General features: G+C 60.9%; 26 protein-coding genes, 1 tRNA gene and 1 pseudogene. 10 read left to right on the top strand and 18 right to left on the bottom strand.

Annotation, left to right across the window (positions count from 1 at the left end; all coding sequences use genetic code 11):
* Positions 1-119 precede the first annotated feature (119 nt).
* Together HWV23_RS15425 and HWV23_RS15420 are read right to left on the bottom strand one after the other, a co-directional pair.
* Entirely contained in the window at positions 120-587 is a 468-nt protein-coding gene (locus HWV23_RS15425) for a toxin-antitoxin system TumE family protein (protein WP_178291273.1), read from the bottom strand.
* A 5-nt stretch (positions 588-592) separates the two neighbouring features.
* Positions 593-1,273, bottom strand: coding sequence for a winged helix-turn-helix domain-containing protein (locus HWV23_RS15420; RefSeq protein WP_211693272.1), 681 nt, complete (start codon positions 1,271-1,273; stop codon positions 593-595).
* 347 nt (positions 1,274-1,620) lie between these two features.
* On the opposite strand from HWV23_RS15420, the gene HWV23_RS15415 reads away from it, so the two are divergent.
* Positions 1,621-2,040 (top strand): TRAM domain-containing protein, encoded by a 420-nt coding sequence (locus HWV23_RS15415; RefSeq protein ID WP_178291271.1) that lies wholly within the window; start codon positions 1,621-1,623, stop codon positions 2,038-2,040.
* Between the two features lie 640 nt (positions 2,041-2,680).
* On the opposite strand, the gene HWV23_RS15410 is transcribed toward HWV23_RS15415, so the two are convergent.
* Positions 2,681-3,763 (bottom strand): DUF1616 domain-containing protein, encoded by a 1,083-nt coding sequence (locus tag HWV23_RS15410; RefSeq protein ID WP_178291270.1) that lies wholly within the window; start codon positions 3,761-3,763, stop codon positions 2,681-2,683.
* A gap of 30 nt (positions 3,764-3,793) precedes the next feature.
* The gene (locus tag HWV23_RS15405) at positions 3,794-5,827 is read right to left on the bottom strand and encodes a carboxypeptidase-like regulatory domain-containing protein (RefSeq protein ID WP_178291269.1); all 2,034 of its coding nucleotides are present in this window, start codon (positions 5,825-5,827) and stop codon (positions 3,794-3,796) included.
* Positions 5,828-5,918: 91 nt separating this feature from the next.
* Between HWV23_RS15405 and HWV23_RS15400 the strand changes: the two genes are divergently transcribed.
* From HWV23_RS15400 to HWV23_RS15390, 3 genes are all read left to right on the top strand, one after another.
* Positions 5,919-7,310 carry a DUF58 domain-containing protein gene (locus HWV23_RS15400; protein WP_178291268.1) on the top strand — a complete coding sequence of 464 codons (1,392 nt, stop codon included), beginning with the start codon at positions 5,919-5,921 and terminating at the stop codon, positions 7,308-7,310.
* An 89-nt stretch (positions 7,311-7,399) separates the two neighbouring features.
* Positions 7,400-7,867 carry a DUF8163 family membrane protein gene (locus tag HWV23_RS15395; protein WP_178291267.1) on the top strand — a complete coding sequence of 156 codons (468 nt, stop codon included), beginning with the start codon at positions 7,400-7,402 and terminating at the stop codon, positions 7,865-7,867.
* Positions 7,864-8,748: a DUF7982 domain-containing protein gene (locus HWV23_RS15390; protein ID WP_178291266.1), complete on the top strand. Its 885-nt coding sequence runs from the start codon at positions 7,864-7,866 to the stop codon at positions 8,746-8,748. The genes HWV23_RS15395 and HWV23_RS15390 overlap by 4 nt, the downstream gene beginning before the upstream one ends.
* On the opposite strand, the gene HWV23_RS15385 is transcribed toward HWV23_RS15390, so the two are convergent.
* From HWV23_RS15385 to HWV23_RS15370, 4 genes are read right to left on the bottom strand one after another with little or no spacing between them, the layout of a single operon-like run.
* The gene (locus HWV23_RS15385; RefSeq protein ID WP_178291265.1) at positions 8,749-9,792 is read right to left on the bottom strand and encodes an AAA family ATPase; all 1,044 of its coding nucleotides are present in this window, start codon (positions 9,790-9,792) and stop codon (positions 8,749-8,751) included.
* Positions 9,785-10,822 carry a DUF4350 domain-containing protein gene (locus tag HWV23_RS15380; protein ID WP_178291264.1) on the bottom strand — a complete coding sequence of 346 codons (1,038 nt, stop codon included), beginning with the start codon at positions 10,820-10,822 and terminating at the stop codon, positions 9,785-9,787. Before HWV23_RS15380 ends, HWV23_RS15385 begins: the two co-directional genes overlap by 8 nt.
* Positions 10,819-11,097, bottom strand: coding sequence for a DUF8044 family membrane protein (locus HWV23_RS15375; RefSeq protein ID WP_178291263.1), 279 nt, complete (start codon positions 11,095-11,097; stop codon positions 10,819-10,821). The genes HWV23_RS15380 and HWV23_RS15375 overlap by 4 nt, the downstream gene beginning before the upstream one ends.
* A 46-nt stretch (positions 11,098-11,143) precedes the next feature.
* A complete protein-coding gene (locus tag HWV23_RS15370; RefSeq protein ID WP_178291262.1) occupies positions 11,144-11,851 on the bottom strand; it encodes a hypothetical protein in 708 nt (235 codons plus the stop codon).
* A gap of 499 nt (positions 11,852-12,350) precedes the next feature.
* On the opposite strand from HWV23_RS15370, the gene HWV23_RS15365 reads away from it, so the two are divergent.
* Genes HWV23_RS15365 through HWV23_RS15345 form a run of 5 tightly spaced genes read left to right on the top strand, consistent with a single transcriptional unit; the run spans position 12,351 to position 19,843 of the window.
* On the top strand, positions 12,351-15,905 hold the full coding sequence (locus tag HWV23_RS15365) for a CARDB domain-containing protein (RefSeq protein ID WP_178291261.1): 3,555 nt from the start codon (positions 12,351-12,353) through the stop codon (positions 15,903-15,905).
* A 48-nt stretch (positions 15,906-15,953) separates the two neighbouring features.
* Entirely contained in the window at positions 15,954-16,664 is a 711-nt protein-coding gene (locus HWV23_RS15360; protein WP_178291260.1) for an ABC transporter ATP-binding protein, read from the top strand.
* Positions 16,657-17,874, top strand: coding sequence for an ABC transporter permease (locus HWV23_RS15355; RefSeq protein WP_178291259.1), 1,218 nt, complete (start codon positions 16,657-16,659; stop codon positions 17,872-17,874). The genes HWV23_RS15360 and HWV23_RS15355 overlap by 8 nt, the downstream gene beginning before the upstream one ends.
* On the top strand, positions 17,871-19,091 hold the full coding sequence (locus HWV23_RS15350) for an ABC transporter permease (RefSeq protein ID WP_178291258.1): 1,221 nt from the start codon (positions 17,871-17,873) through the stop codon (positions 19,089-19,091). Before HWV23_RS15355 ends, HWV23_RS15350 begins: the two co-directional genes overlap by 4 nt.
* Before the next feature lie 50 nt (positions 19,092-19,141).
* Positions 19,142-19,843, top strand: coding sequence for an ABC transporter ATP-binding protein (locus HWV23_RS15345; protein WP_178291257.1), 702 nt, complete (start codon positions 19,142-19,144; stop codon positions 19,841-19,843).
* On the opposite strand, the gene HWV23_RS15340 is transcribed toward HWV23_RS15345, so the two are convergent.
* The 3 genes and pseudogenes from HWV23_RS15340 to HWV23_RS17305 form a co-directional block, all read right to left on the bottom strand.
* The gene (locus HWV23_RS15340) at positions 19,824-20,390 is read right to left on the bottom strand and encodes a metal-dependent hydrolase (RefSeq protein ID WP_178291691.1); all 567 of its coding nucleotides are present in this window, start codon (positions 20,388-20,390) and stop codon (positions 19,824-19,826) included. The two genes, HWV23_RS15345 and HWV23_RS15340, sit on opposite strands and share 20 nt — an antisense overlap.
* A gap of 117 nt (positions 20,391-20,507) precedes the next feature.
* On the bottom strand, positions 20,508-20,810 hold the full coding sequence (locus HWV23_RS15335) for a DUF7562 family protein (protein ID WP_178291256.1): 303 nt from the start codon (positions 20,808-20,810) through the stop codon (positions 20,508-20,510).
* Between the two features lie 2 nt (positions 20,811-20,812).
* Positions 20,813-20,938, bottom strand: a pseudogene (locus tag HWV23_RS17305) (NADH-quinone oxidoreductase subunit D-related protein); the annotation flags it as partial.
* A gap of 312 nt (positions 20,939-21,250) precedes the next feature.
* On the opposite strand from HWV23_RS17305, the gene HWV23_RS15325 reads away from it, so the two are divergent.
* Complete coding sequence (locus tag HWV23_RS15325) at positions 21,251-21,718, top strand: helix-turn-helix domain-containing protein (RefSeq protein WP_178291255.1); 468 nt, start codon at positions 21,251-21,253, stop codon at positions 21,716-21,718.
* A 158-nt stretch (positions 21,719-21,876) separates the two neighbouring features.
* On the opposite strand, the gene HWV23_RS15320 is transcribed toward HWV23_RS15325, so the two are convergent.
* The 7 genes from HWV23_RS15320 to HWV23_RS15295 form a co-directional block, all read right to left on the bottom strand.
* On the bottom strand, positions 21,877-22,389 hold the full coding sequence (locus tag HWV23_RS15320; protein ID WP_178291254.1) for a DUF8154 family protein: 513 nt from the start codon (positions 22,387-22,389) through the stop codon (positions 21,877-21,879).
* Positions 22,382-23,062 carry a nucleotidyltransferase domain-containing protein gene (locus tag HWV23_RS15315; RefSeq protein WP_178291253.1) on the bottom strand — a complete coding sequence of 227 codons (681 nt, stop codon included), beginning with the start codon at positions 23,060-23,062 and terminating at the stop codon, positions 22,382-22,384. Before HWV23_RS15315 ends, HWV23_RS15320 begins: the two co-directional genes overlap by 8 nt.
* A 17-nt stretch (positions 23,063-23,079) precedes the next feature.
* Entirely contained in the window at positions 23,080-23,244 is a 165-nt protein-coding gene (locus tag HWV23_RS17095) for a hypothetical protein (protein WP_211693267.1), read from the bottom strand.
* Positions 23,245-23,407: 163 nt separating this feature from the next.
* A tRNA-Glu gene (locus HWV23_RS15310) sits at positions 23,408-23,482 on the bottom strand.
* Positions 23,483-23,604: 122 nt separating this feature from the next.
* Positions 23,605-24,294 carry an archaeal proteasome endopeptidase complex subunit beta gene (psmB, locus tag HWV23_RS15305; RefSeq protein ID WP_178291252.1) on the bottom strand — a complete coding sequence of 230 codons (690 nt, stop codon included), beginning with the start codon at positions 24,292-24,294 and terminating at the stop codon, positions 23,605-23,607.
* Positions 24,287-25,021, bottom strand: a complete 735-nt coding sequence (gene psmA, locus HWV23_RS15300) for an archaeal proteasome endopeptidase complex subunit alpha (protein WP_178291251.1) — start codon at positions 25,019-25,021, stop codon at positions 24,287-24,289. Before psmA ends, psmB begins: the two co-directional genes overlap by 8 nt.
* Before the next feature lie 184 nt (positions 25,022-25,205).
* A complete protein-coding gene (locus tag HWV23_RS15295; protein ID WP_178291250.1) occupies positions 25,206-25,448 on the bottom strand; it encodes a hypothetical protein in 243 nt (80 codons plus the stop codon).
* Between the last annotated feature and the right edge of the window lie 16 nt (positions 25,449-25,464).

The raw sequence follows: 25,464 nt of genomic DNA, 5'->3' as shown, positions 1-25,464 counted from the left end.
TTCTGAAGCTATGGGTTCCAGTGAACCGCCTCGGGGTCAAGCCCCGAGGCACTCGGCCTGCTCCGCCTGTAGAACAAAGACAGACCAAGAACACCGACTGACTACCTAACGTTTTCTAACTACGGCAAGCCGTCCTGTGCGTTCACCAAGGTCTCGTCACCGTTCTCGACCGCTGTCCACCACGTCTTCAGTACAGCAATTGTGACAAGGCTCGGTGGTTGTTCAATCCCGATACAGGATTGTCGGTGTTTGTCGAGATTGCTCGGCGGATGGAAATGCCGTACTGGCTTATTGGTGGTTTCATTCATTACTTCGCGCCCGAACCTGAATTCCAGTCCTTCCTCTCGATAGTGGTATTTGTAGTCTCCATTCGCCCACCACTGCATATCAAAATACCCACCCTGCTCGTGGATTCCAGGGGTAACAGTAACCCGTGCCGCTCTGTGGTCTTTTCCGTCCCGCTGTTTGAACGGTTGACCTTTCTGATACCGGAACTGGACGTTGACAACTCCGTTGTCGAGTTGCTTGCGCATCTGCTCTACGCTCTCATCAATCGCCGCCGAATCGATTGGAGAGCCATTGCCCATCCTCATTACTGGAGCGGGGACTGCTCGCGATCGGGGGCCGTGGTCTGCTTACCCGACTGTTTGTCCCTCGATTCCGGTCCGGTGTATGCGTGTTCTTTTGCCTCTTTGAGACGGTATGCGGCTCTGAGGTGGGTGAGTTCTCGTTTTGCTGTCCGCCAGTGAGACACGTCGTCGAGTTCCTCCGGGGTGAGTTCCTTGTCCGAAACCAGGAGTTCCTCTGGCTCGGTTGAGTCGTATTTAGCTTTGTACCCTGCGAGTTCCTGTTTTATTCGCTGGATTTGATCGACGAGCGTTTCGCTCCCGGCGAGCTGTCTGATCTGTTTGAGGAGATGCCACTCAGGGTCTCGCTCGTATAGCTTTCCGGAGTCTGTCTGATGGCTTCTCACGATACCCTCTTCGGCAAGCTTGTTGAGCGAGGTTCTAGCTTTTGTTTCTGAGACGAGGGCTGTGTCGGCGATGTCGCCAGCGGATTTCGGGGTGGTCGTTCTGTTGATGACCGTTCGAAGTCGCTCGTCCGCAGTCGTATCTTCTTTCCACTCTGCGGCTGCGAAGTCATCGATGTCCTCGAAGGCACCGTCATCAACAGTGAACGGGTCAATATCATCGACAGTTACCGGTTCGTCCGGGAGTTCCTCTTCGGTGGGGAACTCGTCGGGCCCGTCCGGAGATGGTGGCTCGTCGGTCATACACCACGCTATGCCCCACCCACGCATATATTTTATTGGGCCATATATGTGCGCCACAGAGTTTGATATCGATAGTCTCGAGAACGAGCATCACCATATCTCATAGAGATTTATGGTGGAATTCACCCATTTCAATACAAGAAACTACATCTCAGGTGCATATCTAAGGCGATGAGTCATGCAACGTGGTACGTGAAACACCTGTAATGGCCGACAGGTGGGTTCCTGAATTCAACGTGGAACCGGTGTGAACCGGCTGTCCGGCCAGTAAGGACGTTGTAGCGCCGTGATCCGTCAGACAATAGAATGAAGTGTTCTGTCTCGGTATCTCGTCTACGATACTATTGATGGAAATTTCCGACCAACTTCGCTGTCTGTTCTCTGCCACTATCGAAAAGCGAGATGAGTCATATCTGATCGAAATACCAGAACAAGAAGTTCGATTTGACAACATTCAGCAAGGTGAGACGCATCGCGTGGCGATTCTTCCGTCACCATCGAACGAAGCGGATGAGAGTGAAGACACAGATACTCGACAAGGCCGTGAGAGTGGCCTCCAGAAACCACCCGTCGAGGAAGGCGAAACCCGACGAGTAGAGATTGACGATATTGGCGACCAAGGCGACGGTATCGCCCGTATCGAGCGTGGTTTCGTCGTCATCGTTCCCGATACTGAACAGGGCGAGCGTGTCGCCATCGAGATCACCGATGTACGTGAGAACGTTGCCTTCGCGGAAGTCGTCGAGCGCGTGAGTTACTACGACTGACGCCTTCGTTGAGTCTCAATTGGCTCTATTGAAACTCAGTTGGTTGATGCGAGTGGCCCGCTGAAAATAGAACCAACGTCGGTGCGAGTGACCTCAATCGCCATATATAGCCGATGTAGACAAACCGACTTAATAGTGGAGATCGGCAGTGAATATCCGAACTGTCTTCAACCGTGATTGACATCCGCGTTGTCGGCTTCACTCCCGCCGTAAACGGCGGGATTCTCTCCTCGCAGAAAGATAGATGACCTCAAGCAAGGTCCAGAGGCCGAAGATGACCAACCCAACGATGATCCAGGCCCGGATGAAGCCGAACCAATGTTCTAGCCCATGCATATCCCTGGTATTCCAGTTGGAGCGGCTAATGTCTTTAAGTGGACTACGGACGGTCGCGAGGAACCAATCATTCTCGACGGCTGACCGATACACGATCTGCCTCCCGGGTTTGTGCCCGTGCACCGCCTCGGGGTCAAGCCCCGAGGCGGTTCACAGGCGGAGATTCGATTCCGGACTGGCGAGAAGATCACCGAGAGCTTCTGTCCTGTCTGAATCAAGCAACGAACGCATGTTAGACGCCGGGACGGGCCCCCTCACCAGAACTAGGTCACGTCGTGTCGTTTCTGAAACCAACATCTCCTCGTCAGGACGCGCTCTCGTCAGCCGTCACGTTCACCCACAGGTGGAGGTTCCGATAGGAGTTCTCTCGGGTTGGTTGGGTGGGAGGTGCTCCATTATACAGCAGGAACGCCAGTCGTCGGTCCGCGCCTTCGAATTCTGCAGCCGTTGCATCATCCACGACGAATTCCCGCTGGCTAATCTTACTCTCGTTGCCGGGGAGCGTCGTCGACCACCTGTCGATTTCAGCACGATTTGTGACGGTAGATGCGTTGCCCTCGCCTGCCACCTCCTGTAGTTGGACCACCACCGTGTAATCGATGGTCTCGTACTCACGGTTCTCGATGCCGACGTGCAACGACGCTGGCTCACCGGCGACCAGTTCCTCGGGATAGTTGTCGGCGACTAATTCACCGTCGCTGTCCTCAGAGAGGACGTAAAACTCGGTGAACTGTTCGCCCTGTGGCGGTACCGCAACCGCGTAGACGACGCTCGAGATCGCCACCAGCATCGCGACACCGAGCGCGACGTTCAGCGCCGCATCTGCGGTCGAGGCCGGGGCGAATATCTCGGACTTCCCGGCGGCGTACCACTCACGATACGGTACGCGAAACCGCTCGTCTTCCGGGAGACTCCAGCGGCGTTTCGCAGCAATCGCTGTCGTGATAACGGTAAAGCCGCTAAGGCTTACCAGGATCGGTACTAACCGAACCCCGAACGGTGTGAAATTCAGCGCAAGTCCGATGAGGGGAACGATGGCGACCGAAAGCCCGAACGAGAGCGCGATACGCTCGATGCCGTCGATACCACGGTCACGGAGTTGCCCCTCATTCTTCCCGTCTGTGTCGTGGGCAACCGTTCGTTCGGCTTCATCGTCACGAGTCGGTGCTTCGCCGGTCTCCGGAAACAGCGCGGCGATGAAGGCGTAGCCGGGAATAAACAGTACGAAGGCCAGTCCGACGATAATGCGAACCGGCGTTTCGTTGAGGACAGGCAGAAAGACAGTGAGATTCGTTAGTGCAACGACGGTCAGGACGGCCGTGAGATCGGCGGGAAGATTCCGCAATTGCTTCGGCAACATCAGCCAGAGCCCCCGACCGCGTGTCATATCCATCGGAATGAGACCGCCCGGGAAAAATCAGTCGGTTGTTCCCCCGTCGCCCGCGGCGAGACACCGCTCGGCGTCGTCGAGGGCGGCGGCGGCCTCGGAGGCATCAATCCCCTCGGGGGCGAAGGTCGCTTGCTCGAAAGCTTCAGTCACCGAGCGAAGCGCCGCGGCACGTTCGTCATCCAGATCGTCGCTGACACTGTGATAAAACTCCCAATGGGTTCGTGCGACAGTACTCTCGGTCGACGAGCCGCCTAGCCTTGCTCGAGCCATTGCATAGGCTGCCTGAACCGCGTCCTTCGGCGATCCGTCGAGTTGTTCCCGTGCTGCATCGAGTAACGCCGTGCTTTGATCCCCCTCTGCTGCTTCTGTCGCGACGCCCTCATCTACTATCGTCTCGTCTGGATCGTCCGGTTCATCGATGAAGCCAGCACGTCGGGAGCGCCAGACGAACAGCCCAATAACCGCGCCTACCAGAACTAGTAGTCCTGCGATACCAGCGAGAACCGGGGAATTCCGGATGAACGACGAGAGGGTCTCGGTATTAGCATCAAGAGTGTCGGTAGCCCCATCTGCGGGAGGGTTATCGAGTTCTACTAATGCATCAGCTGTCGCTGGCTGAAGGTTCGTTCCAGCCTCGTCGTAGCGAACGACGATGTCGTGTTGGCCCTCGGATGCGGCCACGGTCAGCGCGTATTCGCCGTCCACATTCGTCGTGGCGTTGTATACATCGCCACCAACGGTAATCGTTAGCGGCCGCTCACCGATTGTATCGGTATTGCTGGCTGTCAGGTTTCCCGTAATCCTGATGCCGTTCGAACCATCGGTCGGTACGGCGTTAGCGGAGAGGTTCGTCGAGGTCGGAGAGACCACAAGCGAGGTTCGTGTCCGAGACGGCGTAATCGCGTGTCCGGGCTCCGACGCCCGAACCGAGAGAGTCCGCTCACCAGTTGAAATGTTGGCCGGGAGGCGTGTCGTCGCCTCGAACGCACCCGATTGGTCGGTTCGAGTCGTCATCAAAACCTCGTCACCAACGGAGACGACGACGAGAACCCCAGGCACCGACTGTTCGCCCGAGTGAACACGCCCACGTACCCTGACCGCCTCGCTGAACCGAGCGGCCGTCGTAGCGTTCACGAGAGTCACCGATGAATCGACCGGACGAACCTCAACGGTGGCCGTCGCGTTCGAACCGAGGTACTCATCAGCATCATCGGGCACGTAGTTCACAGTGAGGGTCTTCGTGCCTGTTTCGACCACCGTTGGCCGATACGATGCTCGGAATTGACCTGTCGCATTCGTTTGGACGGTCGTCTGCAGGGCGTCACCCGAAACCGTGACCGTGGCGTTCGAAAGCGGCGTTCCGGTCGAGTTACGAACCGTTCCAGTTATGACAGCCGGGGTGTGGAATGTCGCAACCCGATCGGCGGAGATGTTTGTTCGCGTTGTCTCGAAGGTCTCCTGTTCGATGCTGTTGGTTAGAAGCACTACCTCACGCGTCGAAGCCTCCGTTTCGTCTGCCGCCGTGTTCAAGTCTGCACTGGTAGCACTATCGAGTCTTCGAAAGTTTACTGCTATCTCGCCACCGAGTTCACGAATCCGATCCGCCAAGCGCCGCAATTCCCGTGCGTCCGCCCGAGCACGCGTTTCGTCGCCGGTAGCCCGTGCTACTTTGTACGATTCGTACGTTCGGTTGAACTCCTGCATCAACTCGGCCAGCTCGGCCTGCTGCCGGCGGGTTTTGTTGAAGCGCTCGGCGCGTTCATCGGATTCCCCACCGTCGACATCGCCCGCAACCGTCACGTACCGATCAAGATACGATTTGTACTCCTCATCGAGGTCTTCGCACGCATCGAAGTTCCCGACGCTGATTCCCTCAGAACAGTCGGCGTGTATCTCGCCCATGTTGTCGCCCAGCCATTGCTCGACGGCCGCCAAATCGCCGTCACCGCCCGTCTCATCGGGGTGTTCGTGCTGGGGTTCGTCGGCCACTGCAACGCCGGCCACCCCTAGGGAGAACAGAAGGATCCCCACAATTACGACCACCCGAAGCGTGCGCGACACAGTCAGCCGTCTGTGAGTGGCCGACAGTTAAGAACTCTTCCGTGCAGCGACGACGGAAAGGTTCAAACCCGCAGCCATCCACGACCCGGCCGTGCAGCCGACGCGTCGCTTCTGGGGGACGGCAGGCGTCGGAGTCGTACTCACGGCGGCCGCCGTCCTCTTTGCGCGACCGCTTCTGTTCGTTCCGGCAGCGGCCGTCTTCGCATGGCTGCTCGCCTCACAGGTCGCCTTCGTGCATGCGCTGTCGCGGTTCGATGACTCACTGGCCGTCACCCAATCGTTCGACCGGGAAGCGACAGTCGTCGACGACCCAGCCGTGCTCTCGATCACCGTCGACGGAACGCCGGCCTCGCTGTCCGTCACGGTTCGGCCACAGATGTCTGCCGGCCTCATCTCGGAATCTGAGGTGGATCACGAGTTCGGCGATTTGATTCAGGTGAGCCTTCGCTCGCCGGTAGCTGGCACCCATCGAGTATCCTCGCCTGAGTTCGAGATTCGTGACCCAATCGGGCTGTTCTCCGAGCGACTGGCACGCGGTCCCCCAAAGCAACTGCGCGTCGAACCGCGTCGTCCACGTCGCGTCCATGTGGGTGAAGGTGGAGATACGATCGCTGCTTCGTTCGGCGAGCATACTGGGAGCCGCGGCGAAGGCGGTCTCGTGCCAGCGGAACTCCGAGAGTATACCACCGCCGAATCCGCAAACCGAATCGACTGGAAAGCCACCGCTCGACTCCCGACGACACACGTCCGCGAGTTCGAAGCCGAAACCGACCTCGCGACGATTCTCATCATCGACGCCCGGAGCGGCCTTGATATCGGTACCGATGGCGAAACGGCGATGGATTACCTTCGGGCGGCTGCCCTGAACTATCTCGCTGCCGCGAAATCCCTCGGTGATCCGGTCGGCTGTTTCGGTATCGACGACGACGGAGTTCGTCGACTCGTGGCACCGACCTCGAGTACGCGAGGCCTCGAACGGGTTCGAGAGGCTATTTCGGACCTCACCTCCGAATCCGACAGTGGGCGCCGACGTCGCACACCGCCGCTTGCGGTCCGGTCACGCCAACTTGACCGGGAGACGACGTTCGGGCGGACGCTCGCGACGTACACCGGCGCGCGACCGCCCGCTGCGAGCAGCGCCGACCCGGTCACAGCTGCAGTTCGGTCAGCACGTCAACATCACTCTGGCACCGTCCAGTTCGCAGTGTTTACGGATGATGCCGACCGAGCCGACGTCCGGAACGCAGTCGGTGCCGCGAAACCAGCCGATAACCCCATCTCGGTCTTTCTTGCCCCACGCGTCCTTTACGAACCCGGGTCGCTCGCCGAGCTGCCACGAGCGGCCGAACGCTACGGCGGCTTCGAGCGATTCCGACGAACGCTGGCCAATCTCGAGGGCGTTCGCGCCATGGAGGTCGCGCCGGGCGACCGATTGGATACCGTGTTAGAAGCCACCGCCATCGAAGGCGCCTCGACTGCGTGAGCGTGGCGGAGGCATCGAGATGAAAGATCGACTCGTCGAGCGACCAATATACCTATACCGCCCCTGCCGTATCACACGACCGAACGCAGATGTCGCGTCTCTCAGCGGTCCGGCGCCGACTCTCGAACCTGCTCGTCAGCGCCAGCGCTCTCGTTATCGTCGCGGCCGCACTCTGGACAACCGTCGGTGTCGCCAGCATCGGCATCACCGCCCTCGTCGCTCTCGTCTGGCTGCTCGCTTCGACGCCGTATGCGGTCGCTGTCGGTGGTCTCCTGTCGGCTATCTTGGCATCGGGTAGCGGCCTCGTCGACGCGCTGGCCGTGGGCTCGTTGTTGGCGCTGTTCGTCGCTGACCTCGTCATCGAGTGGCCGGCCCGGACGTCGGCTGTCGGGATCGTGGTGCTCCTCCCATCGGCGGCCGCCCTCGCGGCCATCTGGCGTGCCGAACCGCTGTGGGCGGGCGCTGTCGTCCTCCTCGGTGGGTTCGCACTCCTCGCGTACGCGTTCCATCGATACGAACTCGTTCGACTCGGACTGCTCGGGGAGGCCGAAGCATGAGCGCCGACACCGACGTCGAACCAAATGCCGAGAACCGATCCGTGACAGACACCAGCGACACGGAAGCCGACCGCTCCGAACTCCTCGCCCGAATCGAGACGCTGGAGGCCGAAAACGAGCGGCTTCGGACGGCCGTCGAAGCCGCCCAGCGCCGACAGTACCGACGCACAGCTGTCGGACTGCTGGTCGTCGGGCTCTTGGCGCTCGCTGCCGCCTACGTTCTCCCGTCGCTTCGGACCGTCCTCATCGCACTCGGCGGGACCGGCGTCTTCGGGACCATTCTCACATACTTCCTCACGCCGGAGCGGTTCGTGGCGGCCTCGGTGGGCGAACAGATCTACGGCACGCTCGCGGACAACGAAGCCGCGATCGTCGATGACCTCGACCTCCGTGGCGACCCCGTCGTCGTCCCCACGGAAGGCGATGCCGCACCGGCCCGGCTCTACGTCTCGGTGACTGACAGCGGCGGCCTTCCTGACTCGGCGGCGTTATCGGAGCCGTTCGTCGCCGGCAACCACCCGGGGATTTCCCTGGCGCCGACCGGCGTCCCGCTCTACGAGTCTATCGAGGATGCGGCGGGCACGCTTCCCGAGTCACCCGGCGATATCGCGGCGACCGTCGGCGATGCCCTCGTTGAGCAGTTCGAATTGGTCGATGGTGTCGAGACTGACGCCGAATCCGGCCGGGCGACACTCACCGTCTCCGGTAGTGCCTACGGCCCGGTTGACCGATTCGACCATCCCGTCGCCTCCGTATTCGCAGCGACGCTGGCCGTCGAACTCGATGAACCGGTTACTGTCGAGGTCGATGACAGCGGCGAGCGCGGTGACTGGCTCGTTACCTGTCGCTGGGGCGATGATGTCAGCAACCGAACTGCGTAATTACTCCGCGTCGCCGGTGCCGCCGTCGGGGGCCGGTTTCTGATCCGCTTCTGAAGCCCCGGTCTCGTCGGTATCAGTCGGAACCGGTCCGTCGTAGTCCGCGCCGGACGGCGCACTGACGGAGGTGAGAATATCCGCGACGATGTCTTCCGGTGCTGTTCCGCCGATTTCGGCGTCGGTCTGCAGAACGAGCCGATGCACCAGAATGGATTCGGCGAGGGATTTGACGTCATCCGGGATGACGTACTCACGGTCGTGAATCGCCGCACGTGCCTTCCCGGCTCGCAGGAAGGCCAGCGAGGCACGCGGCGAAGCCCCGTGTTCGACGCTGTCGTGGTCTCGCGTCGCGCCGACCAGTTCGAGGACGTATTCTTTGACCGCCTCATCCACGTATACGTCATCGACGGCCTCTCGAGCGGCCAGAATGTCGTCCGGTTCGACGACCTGTTCGACCGATGTCGTCCCCAGTGACGGCGTCTCGTCGAACCGGTCCAAGAGATCGCGTTCGTTATCACGGCTCGGCAGGCCCATCGTCAACTTCTGTTGGAACCGGTCGCGCTGGGCTTCGGGCAGCGCGAAGGTCCCCTCCATCTCGATCGGGTTCTGGGTGGCGACCAGCAGGAACGGGGACGGCAGTTCGTAGCTCTCGCCCTCGATCGTCACGGTCCGTTCGGCCATCGCCTCCAGCAGGGCGCTCTGGGTCTTCGGCGTCGCCCGGTTGATCTCGTCGGCGAGCACGACGTTCGAGAAGATTGGGCCCTTCCGGGTTTCGAACTCCCCGGTCGGCTCCCGATACACCTGTGTGCCAGTAATGTCCGCAGGCAGTACGTCGGGGGTCATCTGAATTCGGGTATGTTCGAGGCCAGAGGCGCGCGCAAAGAGCGCCGCGGCGGTCGTTTTGGCGATGCCGGGCACGCCTTCCAGCAAAACGTGGCCGTCAGAGAGCAACGCGACGGTCAGGCCCTCGATGATGTCCTCGTTGCCGATCAGTACCGTCTCTACTTCCCCGCGAATAGCGTCATACAGCGCCCCCGGGTCACTCATCGTCGTCGGGTTCGACACGAGTACGTATAATCCCTTTCGTCACGCGTTCGAGGCGGTCGCGGTCGACGTCTTCGTACAGTCGATTCAGCCCCTCCGAGAGCGCATGCGGGTCCGCTTCGGCAGCGTTCTCGGCTGGCTCTCTGCGTCCGACGATTCGGCCGATAAGCCCAACGATTGCGAGGCCACCAAGGCCCAGTCCGATCTGCAGCAGTACCGAATCACGAATAGCCAGTAGTGCGGCAACGAGTGGCGGAGGTGACGAGCCGTGAGAGACGTCGACGATGGTGTGGTTGGTATCGTCGACGAGTGCTTCGACGAACGCTCGGTTTCCAAGGTCGTCTTGCATGACGTTGATGAAGATACTCGGGTCGCCGACGACGATAACGCGGCCGTCGCCGACCGATTCGGTCGTTACGACGGGATACGAGGCTAAAGACTCGTTCTCCGACAGCGATTCGTTTCCATCACTGTCGAGATAGGCGAACTCAGACGTAGTGACGACCGGCGTCGCACCATTCGGTTCGACGGCGGTCCCGTGGTTCAGCGTCACCGACTCGACGCCAGCGATGATCGAGGCGTTTTCCACGGGCGTCGCGACTGGCAACGCAGGACTTCGATGATAATTCCGCTCGTCACGAAGGACGGTCCCGTTCCCGTTGGGTCGGGCATCGGCACCGACCCGATTCAGTAGCGTCGATCCGTGTGGGCCATCCCGGTCGGCGACAACGAGCGTCCCGCCCCGCTCGAGGAACCCGCGGATTCGGTTCGTATGGGTTCGGTCGTATTCACGCGACGGCGCGAGGACGAACGCGATATCGTCCGAACCGTACGCAACATATTCCGTCGTATTCTGCATGACGGTCGGTTCGGAACCAGTCTGCTCGGCGGTCGTTCGGAGGTCGCTCGTCCCGTCCCATTGCGGATTGAACGAACCGAACGCAACGCCGGAGGTTGCACCGCCAACAAGGAGCACGACGACTACCGCGAGGACCAGTGCCGCAAGTGCGGCCTGCGGCGCATCGGTTTTCATCCGAACACCCCCGGCGGGAGGATTTCGAGGATGCGCCGAACCACGATGACGCCGAACACGATGAGACCGATCGCGATAAACCACGGCAATCGCCGTCGCCACGTTGGCGTTACGGCAATCGGTGCCGTGAGTTCGATGACCATCAGAAAGCCGACCAGCGAGAGGACGAAAAATAACTCCAATTCGAGGGAGCCGAGAGCAGCGAGCACGACGACGAGAGCCAGCATCCAAGCGATCTGTGCTTGGATGAACTGAAGACGTCGTCGTGTTGCCATCGGCGACCCTTTCGGCCCCGTCAATACGAAACTGTCGGCTCGGAGTTTATCGGCCGTACCGACGCAACCCGATTCCGACTACGGACAATACGGCCACGACGAGCGGAATCGTCGGTGCAGCGCCATCACTCTCGGTCGGCGAGGCCGTCCCATTGTTCGGCGTGATGACACCCGAATCGGTTGGCGTCGGGGAGTCCGTTGCCGTCACCGTTTCGGTCGTCGGCGTTGCAGTTCGGGTTTCAGTCGTCGGGGTCGAAGTGGTCGGTGTGGCCGTTGCCGTGCCGTTTTGGCTCGGCGTTGCCGTTTGCGTGGTATCCGAACCACTTGAACCGCCCGTGCCTGTGCCGCCGGTCGAACCGCTACTATCTCCACCTGTGGACCCATCACTCGACTGCGTTACCTCGAGGGTTTGGCTCTGTGAAATAGCGAGGGCTTCTTGCTTGTCGCTATCGCCCACGTACTCATCACTCATCGCCCCCGCGAAGACGTGATAGGTGCCAGTATCGAGCCCGTCTAACGATATATCGGCCGTATAGGTGTTCCCGGAGTCCCGTGTTGCCGTGACACGACGCTCTTCTCCGCCCTCGTTGCCGAGTGCGACTTCGACGGCCGCAGGTTGACTATCGAGTTCGGTTTCCTCGACGGTAACCGTCGCGGTAACCGTATCTCCCTGGTCGGCGCTATCGGTGATCTCCAATTGCACGTCGTAGCCTGCAATCACGACCGGCTTGATCAGTTTCCGGTCGCCTCCCACGGCCAACTCGAGTACGTAGGTTCCCGGCGTACAACTCTCGCAATCCGTCGGTATTGTAGCCGAACCGTCGCCCGTCATCGCTCTGGTCGCTACCAGATCGAGGTCGGAATTTCGAAGCCGGACGCGGTATTCGGAATCCGAAGCAGGTGCTGTCGTGGTCACAGCAATCGATTGACCAGACGTACGTTGGACTATCTCCGTGATTTGGTATTCGCTACCCTCCAGCTCGATACTTCGGTCAGGAACGTCCGTCGTATCATCGACTGACATCGAGTACCCGGTCTGACCGACGGCGCCAGCGGACAGACAGAGGAGGACGACACCCACCACCAGGACGGTAGAACGACGTTTCATTCGGCTATTATGACTGCAACCTGGCTGAAAATACTTTCCACACTAGCTGCACGGAATAGAGAATTAAGACATCTATCTGTCAGGATCAATATAATGGCACCACAACTGTTTTGGTAGCACGCTTTATTCACTTCGACATCCAACTATGACGAAAAAGCGGTACCAAGTGGGGGTGACACTCCTTTTTGTCTTCATCACGGGAGTGTTACTTTTTGCCGCTGTTCCGACCAGCGTGGGGGCATCGAGTCACTGTGACAAGACGGTTTCCGGCGGGGATATCCAAAGTGCAATCAATAACGCAAACGCGGGGGAAACGGTGTGTGTTGAGGGCGGGCCATACAACCAAGATATAGTTGTCAATAATTCTATCACTCTTGAGGCGATCGGAACTGTCAGGCTTGATGGAGCGGGCTTGGAGAGGGGCGTTCGCGTCACGTCGCAGGGGGCTACCGTCGACGGATTCGCCCTCGACGGGTACAATTTGGCGGGAATTACGGTCGAGAATGCTGATTCCGTGACGATCTCCAATACGACTGTAAACGGGACTACCGACGGGATTTTCGTCAATAGTACTGCGTCGACATCGATTACGAATGTGACTGTCACGAACTCATCCCGTGGTGTCATCGTCTACTCCGAAGATACCACGAACGATGTGACAATCGAGGAAGTAGCTGTGAGTGACAACGGCGGTCCTGGGCTGGAATTAGTCGTCAGAAACGGCGGTACGATCTCGAATTTCCGGGCAAACGATTCGCTCTTCAGGGAGAATCAAGATGGAATCGGGCTGAACCTCTCTGACGGCTCTCTCAGTAACGTCGAAATCCGACAGACGTTCATCTCGAATAATACGAACGGCGTGAACATCACCACACGCGGAGGGACGACGTACGATAACGTCTCGGTCACGGAGAACCTCATCAACGATAGCGATACGGGCGTCTACGTTGACCCAGCTGGGGACCTTTCACGCGATACCGGCTTCTCACTGACGCGAAACGTCATCCGAAACAATGGGGTAGGAGTCGATAACCAGAATGGTAGCGCCGTCTTCGACGCACGGCTGAACTACTGGGGGGCTTCGGACGGACCCTCAAGTGGCCTTCGTGACCCCGAATCGACTGTCATCGCGGACGGAAGCGGTGATACGGTCTCCGAAAGCAGTACGAGCGGTGTCTCTAACGTTCGCTTTGCGCCCGCAATTGGCGGTAAAAGCACCTGCGATGGCTCTGGTGACCGCGTCGGCAATGAACTGGCCGATATAGTTCCAAGCGATACTGTGGAAATCGACATCCAGAACGAAACCATCAGCGGTCCTCTCACCGACTTCGTGGGGCTGTGTGCATGGGAACGTGCCGCCCTCCCGCTTCGCGCTGGTACGGATACCGCTGCAACGAGCGTACGCCTTCCTGATATCTCAATCCGGGAGAGTGGTACTGATATCTCGCTCAACCGTGGGAGCCTCGCTACCTATAACACCAGCGAGACGGTCCCCTTCACGTTCCAGAAGACCGACGGCGCGGCGAACATGGACATGTTCGCTAACGAAGACGCACAGTTGGTCATCGGGCGACTCGCCGGTAACGGGGGCGGGAACGTTTCGCTCGAGGTCAACACGACCACCGAAAACGTCACGTTCGGCAGCAAAGACATAGAGGTGGTACAGGTCACGCATACCCAATTGAACAATACGGGGCAACTCGCCAATGCAATCGACTTCACGCCGCAACGGAACGGCACGTACGTGGCAGTCCTCGTTGCCAGACAGACGGGGGATGGGTTCCAGCCGCAGAACGGGAACCTCACGTTCGATCTGAACGAGAACGACCAGACAATCATCGGCGTCGAAGGGATCGCCGTCCAGACGACGGCTTCGAGTGCCAAACCTCAGACACCAGTCGTGTCCGCTGGGGACCCCGTCACGTTCGATGTGGACGCCAACCTCGGTCAAGCTAGCGGTGTCGACCATACGGTGTTGATGTACCACGAGGATACGTTCATCAACAGCCTCGTGACGGTCACCGACTACAACCTGACGTTCAACGATGACTTCTCGTCAGCGAGTGGGAACGTCACTATCGAAGTGACTCCGCCCGGTGTGGCGAGCCAGACAGTCACGGTCAATGCCTCCGAACTGCTCTTCCAGAGCGGCGTCGTCAACGGGACGTACAACGGTGATTCGTTCGAATCAAACACCAGCTTCCTCGCTGGTGAGTTCACCATCGTCGACGACGTCACCGCGATCAACGCGACTGCGGCGAGTACGACGGCTGGCGACCAGACGACGTTGACGCTCCAGACGGGGCCGAACTGGAACCTCGGCGATTACAGGTACGTCCACGTTGCTGCCGCCGATAACGGCGAGTTCAGCACGACGGACGGCATCGTCGGTATCGGGGCATCCAGCTTTACCGTCACGGATGCTTCCCTGAGCAGTACCGAAATCACCGAAGGGAATTCCGTCGATATCACCGCAACAGTCCAGAACAGCGGCACCGTGACGGGTACGTTCACGGCCAACCTGACCGTCGACGGCACGCAGGTCGCACAGAAGGACGTCACCGTTGGTCCAGGCGCGACGGAAACGGTCACGTTCACGCGGACGTTCAACACCCCCGGTGACTATTCGATCGGCGTCAGCGGCACGTCGGCCGGGACGCTCACCGTTACTGAGTCGAGTACGACGCCCCCGGGTGGTGGCGACCCCGGTGGGGGTGGCGACCCTGGTGGGGGAGGCAGTGGCGGCGGGGGCATTGTCGCCCCGCCGGTCCCGACTGAACCGACGGAGATGACGATTCCCGGTCGACTCGCACGCAACAACACGAACCGTGCCGAGTTCGAGGTTCCGGACAACGCCTCCGACCTGAACCTCACCTTCGAGGTGCCGGAAACCAACGAATCCCGCACCGCAGGTGCGCGGTTCACCACGCTCAACGTGATGTCCCGTACCTCAAGCGGCTATAACGTCACCGTGGACACGAACCGAGCTGTGCCGGCGAGCGCCGAGCCGATCGGTGCTGAGGCATCGCCACTCCTGTATGCCAACATCAGCTACACCACGAACCCGGCAACGTTCCGCCGGTCGACGTTCAACTTCGAAGTCGAGAACGACCGCATCGCAGGCGGCGACCCGAGCAACGTCGCGCTCTACCGGTACAACGAGACCACGAGCGAGTGGGAGCGCTTCGAGACGGAAGTGAGCGATACCGGTCCGACAACGACGAGTTTCCGGGCCAGTACCGACGGCTTCTCGGTGTACGCGATTGCCCAGCAGGAACCCGATATGCAGGTGACGGAGGCCTCGCTCAGTGAGAATCAGATTCAGGCCAGTGAGTCGGTCGACATTGAGGCAACCGTCGAAAACCAAGGCGACGGGAACGGCACCGAAACGATCGAACTCACCGTCGACGGCGAGACGGTAGCCACCCAAGACGTCACGGTTGTGAGCGGCGAATCAACGACCGTCACGTTCACCGAAAGCTTCGATGAAGCGGGTAGCTACGATATCGCGGTTGGCGGGGTCTTCGCAGGCACGCTCGAAGTGACCGTGCCTGACACGCCACAGACAGCAACGACGACCGAAACTGCGACCCCCGTCGGTGACGACGGCCGGAGTCCGTTCGTCTACGTGGCTGTGGTACTCCTGCTGGTGATTAACGCGGCCTTCGTCATCTACATCTACCGGCGACGGCAGGCGTAGCCACCGAACCGTTTTTGTCAGCCTCCGCCGCATTTCCTCGCGACTCGAATGTCGACGCCCGCCACGCCAGTTGCCACGTGCGACGCAGTGAGCCGCGTTTATGGCGGCAGCAACGGCCGCTTTCGTCGCAGCAAACCAACCGTTCAGGCACTCAAGGACGTTTCTCTCAGTATCGACGCTGGCGAGTTCGTCTGTATTACGGGCGCCAGCGGCAGCGGTAAATCGACGCTGTTGCACCTGCTGGCCGGACTCGATACGCCAACCGAAGGACGCGTTACAGTCGCGGACACTGATCTCAGCGCGTGTTCCGGCAAGGAGCGTGTCCGATTGCGGCGCGACGAAGTCGGTATCGTCTTTCAGCGCTTCCACCTGCTCCCGGCGCTGTCGGCGCGGGCGAACGTCGCATTGCCACTCGTCGAACAGGGCGTCGGCACCAAAACCCGGCGTGAGCGTGCTTCCGACCTGCTCGAACGCGTCGGGATGGAGGACCGACTCACACATCGTCCGGACGAACTCAGCGGCGGCGAACAGCAGCGCGTCGCCATCGCACGGGCGCTCGTAACCCAGCCTTCGCTCGTTTTGGCGGACGAACCGACCGGTGAACTCGATACGCAGACCGGGCGGAACGTCCTCGAGCTGCTGCAGGAACTCCCCGAAGAAGGCCGAGCGGTAGTCGTCGCGTCACACGATGAAAGCATCGCCGCCGCTGCGGACCGTCGTATCGAACTCCGTGACGGTCGGGTGGTCGAGGATGGGTAGCCGGCTCTCGCGGTGGACTGGTCTCCTCGGGGTCGGTTGGCGTCGCGTCCACTATCGTCTCAGCCACGGCGGTGGGCGACAGACCCTCATCTCCGTCCTCGGTATCGCGCTGCCGGTCGCCGTTCTGTTGCTCGTCGCGAGTGTCAGTCTCGGTCTGGCTGCCGACCCCTCGGCCGGTGACGAGGCCGACTACTGGGTCGTTCCTGAAGGCGCCTCCAGCGCGGTCATGAACGTCGAGAGCGCCCAACTGGGCTCGGTACATCCGACCGCTGCTCGCCTCACGGAACGCGACGATATAGCTCATACGTCGCCGATGTTGATCGATTTCGTCCAGTTGGAGGGCCCGAATGGCGAGCGCGTCTACGTGCTCGCGATCGGCGTGATTCCCTCAGCCGAGTACGACGGCATCGCGCCGCTATCGACGGAGGGTCTCCAACCGGGCGACCCTTACTACGCTGATGGTGGGTACAACGGCACCTGGACGGGCGAGGCAGTCATCTCCGAAAGCGCGGCGACCGAACTCGGCGCCGACTCCGGGACTGAACTCACCGTGAGAGGTACGTCGCGTTCGTTCACGACGACTGCCGTCAGAACGCCCAGAAGTGCCGGCCTCACGCAACTGCCGATTCTCGTCGCCCATCTCAGTGAACTGCAGGCCATCACGGGCGCCCAACAGCAGGACAGCGCCAGTCAACTCGTCGTCGTGGCCGACCAACCGTCAGCGGAGACCGAACAGGCACTCGCGGGACTCTATCCGAAAACGACCGTCGAGACGCGCGGCGGCATGCTCTCCCAGCAGGGAACCGACTCACGACTTCCGACGGCGATGGCGTTGGCCGCGCTCATCATCTCGATGACCACCGGCGTGCTTCTGGTGAGTACCGCCTTCGGCTTCGAACTGGCGGCCGACTCGAAGGGCCGACAGCTGATGGCCGCACTCGGCATCGCCGGCCGGAGTCGAGCCGGCATCATCGGTACGGAACTCGGTGTCGTCTCCCTCTACGGGGGTGGCCTCGGTGTCGGTATCTGGGGTATCGGCGCGCTGGTCGTGAACCGGCTCGCGATGGCTCGCTTCGGCGCGCCGGTCGCGACGCTTGACCCACGGTTCGTCCCATTCGGAATCGGCGTCGCGATGCTCATCGGCCTGCTATCGCTGCCGTATCTGCTCATCGTCGACTGGCGCTCGCGGGGCGAGGTGACGCTCCGATGAGAAAGCTCCGCCCCGCGATCGGTATTGCTCTCGCCCAACTCCGGCATCGCTGGGTACGGGCGACGCTCGGGATTATCGGCGTCGCGGTCGCCGTGCTCGCCACGATTCTGCTGTTGAGCCTCGGCTTCAGCGTGCTCGATATCGGCGGCGCCGGATTCACGCGCATCGGCGGCGACCTCTGGGTCACCGCTGGCTCGGTCACGTTCGCCCCGGGCACTGTTGGCGGTATCGACGCCAACATCCTCGGCGCACACGACGTTGCCGCCGATATCGAACGCACCGACGGCGTCAAGGATGCCCGCGCACTCAGTTTCCAGTCCGTCTACGTCGGCACCGAACCCGGCGACTATGAAACAATCGTCGGCGCCGGTATCACGGGTGACGGCAGCGCCTTTCAGACGACGCGTGGCCAGACGTTCCAGACGACGGATACCCACTACGCCAACGGCAGTTACAACGGCCAGATGACAAACGAGGTATTGCTCGACAAGCGGGCAGCGGAGCAACTCGGCGTCGAAGTGGGCGACACGATTCACGTCGGCGGGACCCTCGCGGCGGCCGACAACAACGAATTCACCGTCGTCGGCATCTCGAACGACGTGGCGCGGTATCTGGGCACGCCGACGGTCATGCTGCATCTCAGCGAACTACAGGAAGTATCGGGCACGACGGGAACGGACCCAGCAGCAACGGTTCTCGTGACCGTCGAGGACGGGGCGGACGAGACGGCGGTCCAGACGGACCTTCAAGATGCGTATCCGGAATACGAGGTTCGTACGAACCAAGAGCAGTTCGAATCCGTCCTTCGGAGTCAATCCGCGTTACTCGCCAGCGCGTTCACCATCGTCGTACTCGCGATTCTCGGCGGCATCGCGCTCGTGAGTAACGTGCTCGGCCTGTTCGTCTACCAGCAACGGGAAGCGTTGGCTGCACTCCGGGCAGTCGGCGTTTCGACCGGGCTGTTACTCCGTGTCGTGGTTGCTCAGGGGCTGACAATCGCAACGCTCGGTGCCGCCCTCGGCATCGCAACGGCAGCGCCAGCCGTGCGTGGTCTGAATCGTGTCGTGGTCTCGGTTACGGGCCTGGAGTTCATCTCGATGCCGTCGTGGACGGCGGCAGTTGGCGGTGGCATCGCGCTTGCGCTGGGACTCGTCGGCGCCCTCGTCGCCGGCCTCCTCGTGGCGCGCGTCTCACCGCTGGAACACCTCTCGCGGTGACATCGGCTTAACCGATAGCTTTAGCCGGCGGGCGGCCGGTTGCAGACGTAATGTCCTCTGACGAGTCGATTCTGCGTGCGGACGCGCTCTCTCTGTCCGTCGATGGAACGGACCTCCTCTCGGATATTTCGCTGACGATTCCCGCGGCCGCACGCGTGCTCATCCGTGGGGAAAGCGGCGCCGGGAAGACCACACTCTTCAACGTCCTCGGCTTGCTCGAACCGCCGACCGATGGCTCCCTCTATGTTAACGGAACGGATACGGCCACCCTCTCCGAACGACAGCGCGCACAGGTACGCCGCGACACCGTCGGCATCGTCTTTCAGGATTTCAAGCTCATCGATGACCTCACCGCTCGCGAAAACGCCGCCCTGCCCCAAGAGCACGTCGGCGAACGCGACGAGGAGTGGCTCGACGAACTCTTCGAGCGACTCGATATCTCGAATCTCGCGGATAGCCACCCCCGCGAACTGAGCGGCGGCGAGAAACAGCGTGTCGCCATCGCTCGGGCGCTCGCGAATCGGCCGGACGTCGTCCTCGCCGACGAACCGACCGGGCAACTCGATCCAGCCACCGAAGAGCGCGTCCTCGAGTTACTGTTCGACTTACACGAATCGACGGGCGTCGCACTCGTCGTCATCAGTCACGACCCACGGTTAGCCGACCGCTTCGACCGTGTCGTCCGGCTTGAAGACGGCCGTATCAGCCACACAACTGACGATACGACCGAGGTTACGAGCCACGTCGACTGAAAGCGAGTGCGCGGACCAGATTATTATAGACCATCAGAAGTCCCGGCATTCGGTCGTATGTCCAAAGGCTCGCAGCGACGGCGAACAGTCCGAACTCAAAAATCCCTATCGGGGTTTGCGCACCGGTAATCAACATTTCCAGAATCGAGTAGCCGGTCTCCGGGGGCTGTTCGATGAGCGGCCAGACGAGATAGGCAAGTCCGCTCCACTCCCCAGCGAGGGCCGGATACAGACCGTCGGAAGCCAGGTGGGAGAGATAGCCGACCGCAAAGGCGATGCCAAGTTCCGCTCGGCCGTAGCGTCGCGTTAGCAGCGCGATTCCGAGAACGATGCCAGTCGCGACAAACAGGGAGTGGAAAAGCGACCGGCCCGACGGGATCAGCCCGAACTCGAGATACCAGCCGAACGGCTTATCGATGATGTCCGGGAACTGCGTTCCGATGGCCAGCGCCAAGACCGGCCCACCGAGCGGTACCCCCTCGCCACGAGACCGAACGAGTAGCGCATAGAAGAGATACCCAACAGCAGCGTGGCCCCACGGAAACATATACTGTACATCGGTGCCCGCAAGGCCTTGAGTCGTCGGGTTCCGAATGCTTGGTGGCCAGGGTAGTGCTCGTTTGCAGCGCAGGGTGGGCACTCCGCCGAAAGCCGAGATGTACTGCTACGACCCCGTCCGGTTCGGTTCCGCGTCGTCGACCGTTAGTTCGCAGAACCGTCTGAGGAACGTCTCGCGGTCGGTTCGACCGGCGTCCGCGGCCACGAGCGTCTCTTCGAGTCCCTCGCGGCCCTGATGGCAGCAATCACGGTAGCAGGGCTTGCAGAGATACTCGAAGGCCTTGTCCTCGCGGTTCCAGCGGTCACCGTGTTTGTCGTACTCGCGGGCGTCCTCACGGTCGAGCGTCTCGCCGCAGGCGATGCAGGTCACCTGCTGGTCGGAGGCTCCCCACGGCAACGAGGTAGTCATCGTCACCGGTCGACCTCCCCCATGATTGTGTCGAGACTGCCGAACGTCGCGACCAGATCAGCGACGTACTCGCCTTCCGCCATCGCTGGAAGCGCCGACAGGTTCGAGAACGATGATCCGCGAATGACCACCGCGGGGGCGTTCGCGTGGGAATCACGGCGGACGATGGCGTCATCGGGGAGGGCTGTAACCGCCTCATCCACGGGTCGGTCGGCGGTTGAACGTCGTTGCTGTTGCATCGTCTACAGGGTATCAGTTCGGGGCGGAGTCTGGTAGGCGCACTGCCTCACCAGTGATGGAATATAAGTAGGGGCCCCCTGTTTCGAGCATCCGTGGCAGTTTAATCTCCTGCATTCCATCCACCGCGTCGAACTTCTCGCTGATGATACCGTACTGCTATTTGCCGAGGCAAGCGCAGTCAGGAGCGGTACCGCCAAATCATGGAGACGTCCCCGTACGTCATCGAATATCTTGTCGCTGGCGAGGACCGCTGGATGGCTGTCAGTCAGTTCGAACCGACCGAAGCGGTTCGTCGAGGTTTGGAACTCAAGCGAGAATCACGCCTGATAGTCGAGACACACGTCCGCTTTACTGCCGACGATTATCTCAAGATAACCTACATCGGTTCTGACGAGACGTTCCGAAAGCTATCCACGTACGTCGAAGGGATGGACGGAATCACGTTCGACATTCTCGACGTGGGGGATTACGGGACCGACGAATCATCGTTCAGCAGGATGATTACGCCCCGGCAAGAGGAGGTCCTCGAGTCGGAAGTCGATCTGGTGTATTATCGTGAGCCGCGACAAGCGTCACTCGAGGATGTTCGTTCACTGAAGTGGCCCGATGTGAGACGACATGTCGATGGAGTCCGAGACCACGGAGAAGCGCTTCCGGTAATTCCGTAGTTCCGAGACCATCGACCATATCACCGAACTATACGACTGAATCGGGGTCAGTATCGAGTCCTGTGGGCCGGTGGCAAACCACGAAACCAAAGGACTGCGTGGTTATGTGTGAATCCTTCGAACGTGCTTGGTCTGCGAAACCTCCCAAGCAACAGCTGTTATTCTTGACAGCGGCACTGGTGTGAGAACTGGGCGAAGTTCTGGACGTACTCGTGAAGCGTGACGGCAAGGTCAAATAGCGCATCCGCTTGCTGGGCGGCCGCGACAGTATCGCGGTAGTACGACGCCGCTCGGTTGTCACGGTACAGCTGTTTCATCCGCCGGGCAGTCTCTTCGGTCACGAGGCCGAGTTCGGCACCACGGTCATAGGCGCGGTCGTGGCCTTCACGGAAGTCGTCGATCGTGTCGTTGGACGCGGTGAGTGCGTAGAATTCGAGCGTGCGCTCGATAGCCGCGAACGACATCTCGATGACGCTGGTGTGATACCCGTCGTGTTCCCGGAGGAGCCGACACGCGTCAAGTAGCCGGCACGCCTTCCGAAGTTGAATCACGTCGGCCTCGTTGTCGCTCGGGTCGAGTCCCGCTTCGTACTCCGGGCGTCCCAGTTGACCGCTGAACGCGTCTTCAGTATGGGCCAGTGCCTCCACAAGGGCGTCCGGTTCGTTAGGCACCGCTCAGCACCTCGCGCTTGAGTTTCCGGAGCGTCTCGCTATCGACAAGCGTGATTGCGTCGGTGAACACGTCTTCGAGTCGGTCGCCGTGCTCGCTGGCCGAGTCCGGTGTCTCGACGAGAATCTGGAACTCGTAGCGGTCACCGTCGAACCGTTCCCCTCCGAGTTCCTTCGCGAGTTCGTTGGCCCGGTGCTGCTGGCCGCGGTCACTAGCCAGCACCCACAGGTCGATATCGCTCTGTCTGTCGGCCCGCCCCCGGGCGACGCTGCCGAAGACTAGAATGCCCTCGACACCGTCGAGTTCGGCTTGGAGCCGGTCGAGAGCAGCACGGACGGGTGGGTGAAACTCGACCTGTGGAATCCGCAGGACTGGATCGTCCGGCTTCGAAACACGGGCACGATTGATGCCGACAAGACGGCGGTTTCCCTCTGTCTCGGTCACAACTAGACCATTGGGTTCGAGAACGTCGACGGCCCGTTTCACCGACTGGGCGGCGTTGTCGGTGAGGCGAGCCAACTCCCGGATGGTGAATTGCTCATAGGGAGTATCGAGTAACAGTTGGAGGAGGTCGTCGGTCGCCGCGTGACGGAATAAATCCGGATCCGGCGTCGGTATGGGTAGACCGACCGTCGCCTGTTCCGTCTGGGCGGCCGTATCTTCCTGTCTCGTCATACGTTACATGTCACGTCTTACGAGACAATAATCTTCGGGTCAGAGGGGAATCGATATCGTTCTGCTCTCATCGAAGATACGCAGCGATAGTCAACCAGCTGGCGTTCGTTGAGGTAGGCCGCCTCGGGGTCGGTCACGAGCGTGATGCCGTCGACCGTGTTGCTAGTGTTGCGTTCACTCATGAGCCTGTTCGAAGAATCCGGTGAACTGAGTAGCCGACGCAATTCGTGAAATCGAAGGGTGGCGTCGGGATGACCCGTTCCGAGTTACTGAGTTGCCGTGCATCGTTCGTTTACCTCAGGTTAATGCACGGGATAGAATCGGCAGACCGCGGAAGGAAAGGGATGCTCCGTCAGGGATTCGAACCCTGGTCCTTGCCGTGAGAGGGCAAGATGATTGGCCGGACTACACCAACGGAGCGTTCAGCGCATCTCTTCGTAACCGGGAGGAACGTATAACGGTTGCGTTTCGGCGTAGCCCTGTTGTGGTTTCACATCGAGAGACCGGGCACAGGCGAGACAAAAATCCGCGGAAATGGCCGGTTATAGGACCTCGTCGAAGTCCTTGTGACCGCGGATGTCGACGCCCTCGTCGGTGACCGTCGCGAGGTAGACGCCGTTGCCGGAGCCGGTGTCACGTTCGACGGCCGCCTCGACGGCACGGGCCGACAGCGTCGTCGCCGTGTCGATGTCGAGGTCGGGTTCGTAGTCGTTTTCGAGAACACCGTAGGCGAGTTGCATCCCGCTGCCGGTGACCGTGTAGTCGTCGGCCATGACGCCGCCGGCGGGGTCGATGGAGTAGACGTGGCTGCCGTCGTCGTCGACACCGCCGAGGATGGGGCGGATGGCGCGGAACGGGCCGCCGCGGGCGAGGTTGCCCGCGAGCGTGGCCAGTGCCTCGATGTTCATCGGCTTGTTGCGCCGGGTCTCGTACAGCGAGGATTCCGCGCGCAGCGAGCGGATGAACGACTGGGCGCCACCGACGGAGCCGACAAGCGTCAGCGCCGCCGTCGGGTGAATCTGCTCGACCTTCTGGACGTTCTTGTTGGAGACGAAGCGGCCGCCGAGGGAGGCGCGCATGTCCGTCGCGATGGCGACGCCGTCCTCGGTGGCGATGCCGACCGTCGTCGTTCCGGTCTTGTTGACCGTCTCGTCCTCGCCGGGCGTGGACGGCACTTCGCCGAGTTCCGGTTCGTACGGGGAGTCCATCTCGCCGAGTCCGTCGTTATTCATCGGTTTCACCCTCGATATCGGTGAAGTACGTCTCGACCTCGTCGGTCGAGAGCGTCTCGAAGCTCTCGGTGTCGGCATCTATCGTCGAGAGTTCGACGTTGCCGGGTTCGAGGTCCTCGTTCGCGGAGACGAGCGCCTCGACAGCGAGTTCGATGCCGTCTTCGAGGCCGATGTCCTCGCTGTAGCCGGCTTCGAGCGTTTCCTGCAGTTCCTCGCGGTCGCCGCCGACCGCGGTCGCCTTCCACTCGTAGGGCGTCCCGGAGGGGTCCGTCTCGAAGAGGCGCGGTTCGCCGTCGTAGATGCCGCCGACCAGCAGGGCGACACCGAACGGGCGCGCGCCGCCCGTCTGGGTGTACTCCTGAATGTGGTCGGTGACCGACTTCGTCAGCGTCTCGATGGGAATCGGTTCGCTGTAACGGAGGCGTTCCGTCTGGGCGCGCCGCCGCGCGAAGTCGATGAGCTGGCGGGCGTCGGCCACGTGGCCGGCGCTGGCGATGCCGACGTGCTCGTCGATCTTGTGGAGCTTTTCGACCGAGGACCGTTCCATGAGCGGTGAGCGAACCCGCCGGTTGGCGGCGAGAACGACACCCTCGGACGTGCGAACGCCGACGCTGGCGGTCCCACGGGAGACCGCTTCCCGTGCGTATTCGACCTGATAGAGCCGTCCGTCCGGAGAGAAGATGGTGATTCCCCGGTCGTAGGCCTGCTGTTGTGAATTTCCTTGCATAGTGTGAGAGGCCAGAGGGCCTTACCCCGGGTTAGGGTGCCCCCATATATACGTTCCTTATAATGGGATAACCTTGCCCCGACCTTCGGTCGAGTGTAAAGAGCGTTACGCCGCTGGGGTCAAGCCTCAAGTACGTTTGGGCAGTCGACGGCTTGGACGGAGTCGTTCGACCGCCGAAAGCCGCCTATCGCTTCCGAAACGTGATGACGGTTCGGACGCCCTGTCCATCGGCCGATTCGGTCGTCACGTTCGGACCGAACACGTCGTCGACGTCGACGACCGTATCCAGTACCTCTCGGAGGGCGTCGGCTTCGGCGTCGGGCTCCAGCAGTTCGATACGCATCTGCCCGCGGTTTTCGGTCACGTCAGCGACGGTGTATTTCGTTCCCTCGAACGCCGACCGGATGTCGTCCGACAAATCACTCATACTCGTCCGTTTGCCG

The sequence above is a fragment of the Natronomonas halophila genome (assembly GCF_013391085.1).
Lineage (GTDB): Archaea > Halobacteriota > Halobacteria > Halobacteriales > Haloarculaceae > Natronomonas > Natronomonas halophila.
This window is presented reverse-complemented; position numbering and strand designations above follow the sequence as displayed.

Coding starts and splice junctions, on each gene's coding strand:
- HWV23_RS15385 (WP_178291265.1), bottom strand. CDS start 9,792: ATGAGTGACCCGGGGGCGCTGTATGACGCTATTCGCGGGGAAGTAGAG.
- HWV23_RS15380 (WP_178291264.1), bottom strand. CDS start 10,822: ATGAAAACCGATGCGCCGCAGGCCGCACTTGCGGCACTGGTCCTCGCG.
- psmB (WP_178291252.1), bottom strand. CDS start 24,294: ATGAATAACGACGGACTCGGCGAGATGGACTCCCCGTACGAACCGGAA.
- HWV23_RS17095 (WP_211693267.1), bottom strand. CDS start 23,244: ATGAGTGAACGCAACACTAGCAACACGGTCGACGGCATCACGCTCGTG.
- HWV23_RS15415 (WP_178291271.1), top strand. CDS start 1,621: ATGGAAATTTCCGACCAACTTCGCTGTCTGTTCTCTGCCACTATCGAA.
- HWV23_RS15390 (WP_178291266.1), top strand. CDS start 7,864: ATGAGCGCCGACACCGACGTCGAACCAAATGCCGAGAACCGATCCGTG.
- HWV23_RS15295 (WP_178291250.1), bottom strand. CDS start 25,448: ATGAGTGATTTGTCGGACGACATCCGGTCGGCGTTCGAGGGAACGAAA.
- psmA (WP_178291251.1), bottom strand. CDS start 25,021: ATGCAAGGAAATTCACAACAGCAGGCCTACGACCGGGGAATCACCATC.
- HWV23_RS15325 (WP_178291255.1), top strand. CDS start 21,251: ATGGAGACGTCCCCGTACGTCATCGAATATCTTGTCGCTGGCGAGGAC.
- HWV23_RS15375 (WP_178291263.1), bottom strand. CDS start 11,097: ATGGCAACACGACGACGTCTTCAGTTCATCCAAGCACAGATCGCTTGG.
- HWV23_RS15340 (WP_178291691.1), bottom strand. CDS start 20,390: ATGTTTCCGTGGGGCCACGCTGCTGTTGGGTATCTCTTCTATGCGCTA.
- HWV23_RS15425 (WP_178291273.1), bottom strand. CDS start 587: ATGGGCAATGGCTCTCCAATCGATTCGGCGGCGATTGATGAGAGCGTA.
- HWV23_RS15355 (WP_178291259.1), top strand. CDS start 16,657: ATGGGTAGCCGGCTCTCGCGGTGGACTGGTCTCCTCGGGGTCGGTTGG.
- HWV23_RS15365 (WP_178291261.1), top strand. CDS start 12,351: ATGACGAAAAAGCGGTACCAAGTGGGGGTGACACTCCTTTTTGTCTTC.
- HWV23_RS15345 (WP_178291257.1), top strand. CDS start 19,142: ATGTCCTCTGACGAGTCGATTCTGCGTGCGGACGCGCTCTCTCTGTCC.
- HWV23_RS15350 (WP_178291258.1), top strand. CDS start 17,871: ATGAGAAAGCTCCGCCCCGCGATCGGTATTGCTCTCGCCCAACTCCGG.
- HWV23_RS15420 (WP_211693272.1), bottom strand. CDS start 1,273: ATGACCGACGAGCCACCATCTCCGGACGGGCCCGACGAGTTCCCCACC.
- HWV23_RS15410 (WP_178291270.1), bottom strand. CDS start 3,763: ATGACACGCGGTCGGGGGCTCTGGCTGATGTTGCCGAAGCAATTGCGG.
- HWV23_RS15360 (WP_178291260.1), top strand. CDS start 15,954: ATGTCGACGCCCGCCACGCCAGTTGCCACGTGCGACGCAGTGAGCCGC.
- HWV23_RS15335 (WP_178291256.1), bottom strand. CDS start 20,810: ATGACTACCTCGTTGCCGTGGGGAGCCTCCGACCAGCAGGTGACCTGC.
- HWV23_RS15315 (WP_178291253.1), bottom strand. CDS start 23,062: ATGACGAGACAGGAAGATACGGCCGCCCAGACGGAACAGGCGACGGTC.
- HWV23_RS15395 (WP_178291267.1), top strand. CDS start 7,400: ATGTCGCGTCTCTCAGCGGTCCGGCGCCGACTCTCGAACCTGCTCGTC.